This is a genomic window from Stenotrophomonas sp. HMWF003, assembly GCF_003061285.1.
GTDB classification, from domain to species: domain Bacteria; phylum Pseudomonadota; class Gammaproteobacteria; order Xanthomonadales; family Xanthomonadaceae; genus Stenotrophomonas; species Stenotrophomonas maltophilia_AP.
In genome coordinates this window covers 767-7,848 of the sequence record NZ_QAIW01000239.1, presented here as the reverse complement: position 1 = coordinate 7,848, position 7,082 = coordinate 767, and the positions used below count along the sequence as shown (strand labels likewise).

The following is a 7,082-nucleotide window of genomic DNA, read 5'->3' as shown; positions in this document are numbered from 1 at the left end:
GGTTTACGGCGTGTCCCGCAACCCCATCCGCCCCGGCCTGCCCACGCACACGTGACCGCCGCTCCCAGCGAACCAACCGCCCCGCGTTCAAGCCGCCATCGCCACCTTCCGCAACCGATCCAGCACGAAATCGGCCAGTTCGTGCGGGGAATACTTGGCCACGAACGCGTTGGCGCCCACCCGCTCGACCATCGCGTTGTTGAAGACGCCCGACAGCGAGGTGTGCAGCAGCACGTACAACCCGGCCAGGCCGGGGTGGCGACGGATTTCTGTCGTCAGCGTGTAACCGTCCATCGCCGGCATCTCGATGTCCGAGATCACCATCGCGTAGCGCTCAGCCGGGTTCTCCCCCGAAGCGTGGATCTGGATCAGGTGGTCCAGCGCCTGCTTGCCATCGGAGAGCAGTGTCGCGCCCACGCCCAGCTGGTCCAGCACGCTGCGGATCTGCTGGCGCGCCACCCGCGAATCGTCCACCACCAGCACCTGCAGCTGCGGGCCGTCGGAGGGCAGCGACTGCGCCAGCGACGGGTCCAGCACCGCCTCGCCGCGCACCTGGGCGATGTCGGCCAGCACGCTTTCCACGTCGATCACCTGGATCAGCTCGCCCTGGAACCGCGTAACCGCCGTCAGATAGCTCGACTCGGCGCCCAGTTCCGGCGGCGGGTGGATGTCTTCCACCGCGATGTTGACGATCCGTTCCACCCCGCTGACCAGGAAGCCCTGGATCGACCGGTTGAACTCGGTCACCACCAGGTAGCCCGGGGCCTTGTCGGCGTCCGGTTCCCGTTCGGGGTGGCCGATCGCCAGGCCCAGGTCCAGCACCGGTACCGAGCGGCCGCGTACATCGGCCACGCCGGCGAACTGGCTGGGCAGCCCGGGTACCTGGAACAGGTCCGGACGGCGCAGGACTTCCTGCACCTTGAACACATTCACGCCAAAAAGCTGGCGTCCGCCGAGCCGGAACAGCAGCAGGGCCAGACGATTGTGGCCGGCCAGGCGCGTACGCTGGTCGATGCGGTTGAGCAGGTCATGTGACATGGAAGGGGTATCGGCGCCAGCGCGGTCGACTTGAGGGTTCGGCAAACCCGCGTCCGGCACGCCGCTTGCAGGACGCTGCGCATGTGCCTTGCCCCTGGAGCCGCCATGCGTTGGATCATCCTTGCCCTGCTTGCCGTTGCCGGCGCGCCTGCGTCTGCCGCCGGTGCCTGGCAGCCGGTGGACAGCATCCGCGCCGCCGCGCTGTCGACCCTTCCGGCCGGCAGTGAAGGCGACACCACCCTCGATTCGGCGTTGCGCCTGCCCGTCTGCGGGCAGGGCCTGCGCGCCCAGCCCACCGGCACCAGCACTGTAGAAGTAAGTTGCCCCGATGCGGGCGGCTGGCGGCTGTTCGTGCCGGTCAAGATCCGCCGCAACCAGACCGTGCTCATCCTCAACCGCGGTATCGGGGCTGGAGAAACCATCGCCCTGGCCGATATCACCACTGCCCAGCGTGACGTGGCCCGGATTGCCGGGGCGGCGCTGGCCGATCCGGCCGCCGCGGTCGGGCGGGTGGCCCGGCGCACCTTGAGTGCCGGCAGCCTGCTCGCCGCCAACGACCTGGTCGCCCAGCGCCTGGTGCGCCGGGGCGACAGCGTGGCGCTGGTCTCGCGCTTTGGCGGGGTGGAAGTCCGCGTGGCCGGCAAGGCGCTGGCCGATGCCGGTGAAAATGAACGTGTTTCGGTGGAGAATCTATCCTCACGCAAGGTCGTGCAGGGTACGGTGGCCACCAACGGCGACGTTTTTGTGACGCGCTGAGCACATTGCTGAACCTGCGGCGGAATTCGTCAAAAAAACCGCAGAACCCCCTAAAGATGGCGGTCCCCATGCCGTTATCCCTTGTGAACCGCATTCCCAGGACAACTTCATGAGCCAGAAAATCGACGGCAACCTGCAGGCCACCGCCCATCTGCGCAGCGTCGCGCTTGGCAGCAAGCCGGCAGCCAGCACCGATGCCCCGACCCGTCCGGTCGAGGCTGCCGACAGCCTGCGCCTGACCGGCGAGGCCACCAGCCTGCAGGCCATGCAGCGCGAACTGAGCACCGCCCCGGCCATCGATGCCGGCCGCGTGCAGGCCGTGCGCGAGTCGCTGCAGAACGGCACCTACAAGATCAACCCCGATGCCATTGCCTCGCGCATGCTCGAGCTGGACCAGCAGCTGCAGGGATGAACCTGGCGATGAGCGAGCCATTGCAGCGCCTCAGCGATGCCTTGGACGTCGAACGCCAGGCATTGGTGGAGCATGACGTGCATGCATTGATCCGCGCCACCGGGGCCAAGCTCGACGCGCTGCGTGCGCTCGAGGCCACGCTGCCGGTCGGGCAGGGCGAACGCCTGCAGGAGCTGGCCGAGCGCAACCGCGCCAACGGCGTCTTGCTCTCCCGCCGCCGCCGCGAGGTCAACTGGGCGTTGCGCCAGTTGGGCCGCAGCGAAGCCTCCTCGGCGTACGACGCCAAGGGCCAGGCCAACATCCTGCATACGCGGCGGCCGCTGGCCGTCGCCTGATCCGGCCCCTGCGCGGGCCGCTGTGCGTGCACGGGCTGCCGTCACGCGGGTCAACGCGTATATTGGGCGCCTGTTTAGACTGCCCGATGTGACCGTGACCGCTTCTTCCAACCTTGTCACCGCACCGCTGCCGCCGCAGCCGGTCCTGCTTGCCCTGTTCGAGCGGGTCAACGAAGGCATGCTGTTGTTCCGCGAGGATGGCAGCGTGGCCCTGGCCAATGCCGCGGTCAGCGAAATGCTCGGCCATGCCGAAGACGCCGCCGGCCTGGGCGCCGCGCAATGGCTGCGCCAGCTGCTGCCGCCGGACGCGCTGGAGCACGCCCGCCAGCACGGCCACTGGAACGGCAGCCTGCCGGTGGGCGAGCGCATGGTCATCGCCCACGTCTACCAGCACGAAGATGCGGGTCAGCGCCACTACCTGGCACTGTTCCGCCGCATCGAAGGCCAGGAAGACTACGAACGCGAACTGCAGCAGCGCCACGCCGAACTGCGCCAGGCCTACCTGCGCCTCAACGGCACCCAGGAAAAGCTGCTGCAGTCGGAGAAGATGGCTTCCATCGGCCAGCTGGCCGCCGGCGTGGCGCACGAGATCAACAACCCGATCGGTTACGTGCATTCCAACCTGGGCAGCCTGCAGGAATACCTGCGCAGCCTGTTCACCGTGATCGAAGCCTACGAGCGCGCCCTGCGTGCACCGGACCCGAAGGCGCTCATCCCGGAAATCGACGACATCCGCACCCGCTTCGACATCGACTTCATCAGCCGCGACCTGCCGCAGCTGATGGCCGAGTCGCGCGAGGGCATCGAGCGGGTGACCCGGATCGTGCGCGACCTGAAGGACTTCTCGTATTCCGGCCGCGATGAATCCTGGAAGCTGGTCGACCTGCACGCCGGGCTCGAGTCCACCATCAACATCATCTGGAACGAGCTCAAGTACAAGGTGACCCTGCAGCGCGAATTCGGCCAGTTGCCGCTGGTGGAATGCCTGCCGTCCGAGCTCAACCAGGTGTACATGAACCTGCTGCTCAACGCCGGCCATGCGATCGCCGATCGCGGCACGATCACCGTGCGCACCGGCGTGGACGGCGACCACGTGTGGGTGGAATTCGAAGACACCGGCGGCGGTATCTCGCCGGACCTGCGCCAGCGCATCTTCGACCCGTTCTTCACCACCAAGCCGGTCGGCAGCGGCACCGGGCTGGGCCTGTCGATCTCCTACAGCATCGTCAACAAGCACCACGGCCGCATCGACCTGGACAGCACCCCCGGCGTCGGCTCCAGGTTCCGCCTGGTACTGCCGATCAAGCAGCCGCGCCCCACGTAGAGCCGGGCTCTGCCCGGCTGCCGACATCGCCCGGGGCTCCGACAACAGCCGACCAACGGTCGGCTCTACCGTGGTGACTGGCGCGCGCGGGCAGCGCAGCCGACCAACGGTCGGCTCTACCGCCCTCAGTCGTCGTCCGCCGCCGGCAGCGCGACCGGCGGCGCCGTATTGGCCCGCCGCTGTTCCTCGTGCGTACGGAACGCCTGGTGGATGTGCTTGCGCAGCTCGTCGTCGTTCCACGGCTTGGTCAGGAACCGGTAGATCGCGCCGCGGTTGATCGCGTCGGTCACCGTGTTCAAGTCGGTGTAGCCCGACAGCACCAGCCGGATCGTGTCCGGATACAGCATTTTGACCCGGCCCAGGAACTCGGTGCCGCTCATGTCGCTCATGCGCTGGTCGGACAGGATCACCTGCACGTCGTTGATCGCCAGCAGGTCGAACGCATCGCGCACGTTGCCGGCCGCCAGGATGCGGTAGCCATCGCGACGGAACAGCCGCACCAGCGAGCGCAGCACGTTCTCCTCGTCGTCCAGCAGCAGCAGCGTGCGGTCGGGACGGGTCTCGGCGAACGCTTCCGGGCGCAGGTAGCGGCGGCGCAGGGTCATGCCGGCCGCATCGGCGGACATCGGCTCACCGAACAGGTAGCCCTGGAACACGTCGCAGTCGTTGCGGCGCAGGAAGCCCAGCTGTGCCTGCGATTCCACCCCGTTGGCGATCACCGTCATGCCCAGCTGGTGGCCCATGGCGATGATGGCGCGCGCGATCGCAGCCTCGCGGTTGCCGGCCGGCGCGCTCTTGATGAAGCTGCGGTCGATCTTCAGCTTGTCCACCGGGTAGCGCACCAGCGCGCTCAGGCTGGAGTCGCCGGTGCCGAAGTTGTCCAGGCTCAGGCTGATCCCTTCGTTGCGCAGGTTGACCAGCGTTTCGTGCACGAAATTGACGTTGTTGGTCAGCGCGCTTTCGTTGATCTCCAGGGTCAGCATCTGCGCCGGTACGCCCGCGGCCTGCATCACCGACATCACTTCGGCGAAAAAGTTGGGGCGCAGCAGCTGCAGGGTGGAGACGTTGACGGCGATGGTGAAATCATCGAAGCCCTGGTCGCGCCACAGCTTGGCCTGCTTGAGCGCGCCTTCCAGCACCCACGTGCCGATCTGCACGATGATGCCCAGCCGCTCGGCGGTGCGCATGAAGCGCTCCGGCACCAGCATGCCCAGGGTGGGCGACTGCCAGCGCAGCAGGGCCTCCATGCCCACCACGTGGCCGTCGCGCGCACTTACCAGCGGCTGGTAGCGCAGCTTCAACTCGCCATTGGGAATGGCGTCCACGATCTGGCGCGCGATGATGCTCTCGCTGTGCGCACTGGAGGGCGTGTCCACCGCATGGATGCGCACCGCGTTGCCGCCTTCGCGGGCGGCCTGGTGCAGGGCGTCTTCGGCGTGGTCCAGCAGGCGCGAGGTGACGGTGGCATGTTCCGGGCACAGGCTGACGCCCAGCTTGCCGGTCATGAACAGCGTGTACGGCAGCACCGACAACGGCAGTTCCAGCTGCTGGCGGATTTCCTCCGCCAGGTCTTCAGGCAACGGCACGCCGGCACTGCGCGGCACCGCGATCAGGAACTCGTCGCTGCCGTGCCGCCACAGCTTGCCGCAGCCGCGCAGGTGGTGCTGCAGGCGTTGGGCCACCAGTACCAGCGCCTGGTCACCGACTTCGGCACTCATGTTCTCGTTGACCGACGCGAAATGGTCGATGTCCACGTGCATCAGCATCAGCGGCGTGCCACCGGAGGCGGCCTCGGTGACCATCGCCTGCAGCTCGGGATTGCCCGCACCCAGGCGCGGTGGCGCGTCCTCGATGCTGACCAGGGGCAGGGAAGGGTTCCACATGTTCAGTGTTCCAGAATTTCAGAAGTGGCCGCAGCGCTGCTGCGATACGGCAGGTACAGGTCGATCAGGGTGCCGGCGCCGTGCGCCGACTCGATGCGCAGGGTGCCGCCCACGCTCTGCGCGCGCTCGCGCATCACGATCAGGCCCAGCCCGCGCGGGCCTTCCGGGTCGAAGCCTTCGCCGTCGTCGCGGACCTGCAGGTGCAGGCCCTTGTCGCCGACATCGTGCAGCTGCAGGCTCACCTGGCTGGCGCGCGCATGGCGCAGCACGTTGGTCAGGCTTTCCTGGGCAATGCGGAAACAGGCCTGCTCGATATCGCCCTGCGGGCGGCGTGGCAGCGCCTGGATGTCGGCCAGCAGTTCGATCGCCGCCGAGCGGAACAGCATGCCGGCCTGCCAGCGCAGCGCGGCTTCCAGCCCCAGCGCATCCAGCTGTGGCGGCCGCAGCAGGGTGGAAATGTCGCGCAGCTTGCCAACGGTGGCATCGGCCAGCTGGATGATCTGTTCCAGGTCTTCGCCGCGGCGCGCGGCGTCGGCCTCGTCCTGTGCAGCATACGCCGACAGTTTCATGGCGGTGATCGCCTGGCCGATGTCGTCATGCAGGTCGCGCGAGATCGCGCGGCGCTCATCTTCCTGCAGCGAGAACAACCGCCCGGCCATCGCCTGCAGCTCGCGGTTGCTGGTCTCCAGTGCTTCGCGGATCCGTTCCGGTTCGCTCAGGTCGCGCACGATCAACAGTTTGCAGTTGCGTCCGCCATAGCGCACGTCGCCCACGGCCAACCCGGCCTGGAAGCGCTGCCGGTCGAGCCGGCGCATGCCGATCACTTCACCGGCGCCGGTGCTCGGCAACGGGATCGGCGCGAACAGCTGCGCCCGCACCCGCGCCAGGTCACCGGCGTCCACCAGCGCCGACAGCGGCTCGCCCAGCAGCGTGTGCTGGCCATAACCGAACTGCGCCGCCGCGCAGGCGTTGGCATACAGCACGTATTCGTCGGACAGGATCACCACGCCATCGGGCAGCACCCGGACCAGTTCGCGGAACTGCTCTTCGCGCTCACGCAGCAGCCGACGCGACTGCTCGCGCTCGGTGACATCCTGCAGCGTGCCCAGCACGCGCGGCCGGCCAGCGTCGTCGTGCCCGCTTTCGGCGCGCAGGTGCACCATCAGTGCGCGCCCGTCCATCGCCAGCAGCGGCAGCAGCACGTCGATCTGCACCTGCTCGCCGGTCATGTCCTGCAGCAGTTGTTCGGTGAGCGCGGCGGTGGCCGGGTCGGCCGGCACCAGCAGTTCCTCGAAGCGGTGCCAGCGCCTCGCTTCCGGCGGGCGGCGGCCGAG

The 7,082-nt window shown here is 68.0% G+C and carries 7 protein-coding genes; 4 read left to right on the top strand and 3 right to left on the bottom strand.

Going from position 1 to position 7,082, the window contains the following annotated elements:
• Window positions 1-87: 87 nt before the first annotated feature.
• A complete protein-coding gene (locus DBR34_RS09835; protein WP_038688425.1) occupies window positions 88-1,038 on the bottom strand; it encodes a chemotaxis protein in 951 nt (316 codons plus the stop codon).
• Between the two features lie 105 nt (window positions 1,039-1,143).
• On the opposite strand from DBR34_RS09835, the gene flgA reads away from it, so the two are divergent.
• The 4 genes from flgA (at window position 1,144) to DBR34_RS09815 (ending at window position 3,865) form a co-directional block, all read left to right on the top strand.
• Window positions 1,144-1,794, top strand: a complete 651-nt coding sequence (flgA, locus tag DBR34_RS09830; RefSeq protein WP_128096652.1) for a flagellar basal body P-ring formation chaperone FlgA — start codon at window positions 1,144-1,146, stop codon at window positions 1,792-1,794.
• Window positions 1,795-1,903: 109 nt separating this feature from the next.
• Entirely contained in the window at window positions 1,904-2,206 is a 303-nt protein-coding gene (gene flgM / locus DBR34_RS09825; RefSeq protein ID WP_128096651.1) for a flagellar biosynthesis anti-sigma factor FlgM, read from the top strand.
• Window positions 2,203-2,541: a flagellar protein FlgN gene (locus tag DBR34_RS09820; RefSeq protein ID WP_128096650.1), complete on the top strand. Its 339-nt coding sequence runs from the start codon at window positions 2,203-2,205 to the stop codon at window positions 2,539-2,541. Before flgM ends, DBR34_RS09820 begins: the two co-directional genes overlap by 4 nt.
• Before the next feature lie 94 nt (window positions 2,542-2,635).
• On the top strand, window positions 2,636-3,865 hold the full coding sequence (locus DBR34_RS09815) for an ATP-binding protein (RefSeq protein WP_128096649.1): 1,230 nt from the start codon (window positions 2,636-2,638) through the stop codon (window positions 3,863-3,865).
• A 125-nt stretch (window positions 3,866-3,990) separates the two neighbouring features.
• Here DBR34_RS09815 and DBR34_RS09810 read toward each other — a convergent pair whose 3' ends face one another.
• Together DBR34_RS09810 and DBR34_RS22550 are read right to left on the bottom strand one after the other, a co-directional pair.
• A complete protein-coding gene (locus DBR34_RS09810; protein WP_128096648.1) occupies window positions 3,991-5,748 on the bottom strand; it encodes an EAL domain-containing protein in 1,758 nt (585 codons plus the stop codon).
• 2 nt (window positions 5,749-5,750) lie between these two features.
• Window positions 5,751-7,082, bottom strand: a 1,332-nt coding sequence (locus DBR34_RS22550; RefSeq protein ID WP_258223793.1) for a histidine kinase, incomplete at its 5' end; no start/stop codon positions are given.

Coding starts and splice junctions, on each gene's coding strand:
- DBR34_RS09835 (WP_038688425.1), bottom strand. CDS start 1,038: ATGTCACATGACCTGCTCAACCGCATCGACCAGCGTACGCGCCTGGCC.
- flgA (WP_128096652.1), top strand. CDS start 1,144: ATGCGTTGGATCATCCTTGCCCTGCTTGCCGTTGCCGGCGCGCCTGCG.
- flgM (WP_128096651.1), top strand. CDS start 1,904: ATGAGCCAGAAAATCGACGGCAACCTGCAGGCCACCGCCCATCTGCGC.
- DBR34_RS09820 (WP_128096650.1), top strand. CDS start 2,203: ATGAACCTGGCGATGAGCGAGCCATTGCAGCGCCTCAGCGATGCCTTG.
- DBR34_RS09810 (WP_128096648.1), bottom strand. CDS start 5,748: ATGTGGAACCCTTCCCTGCCCCTGGTCAGCATCGAGGACGCGCCACCG.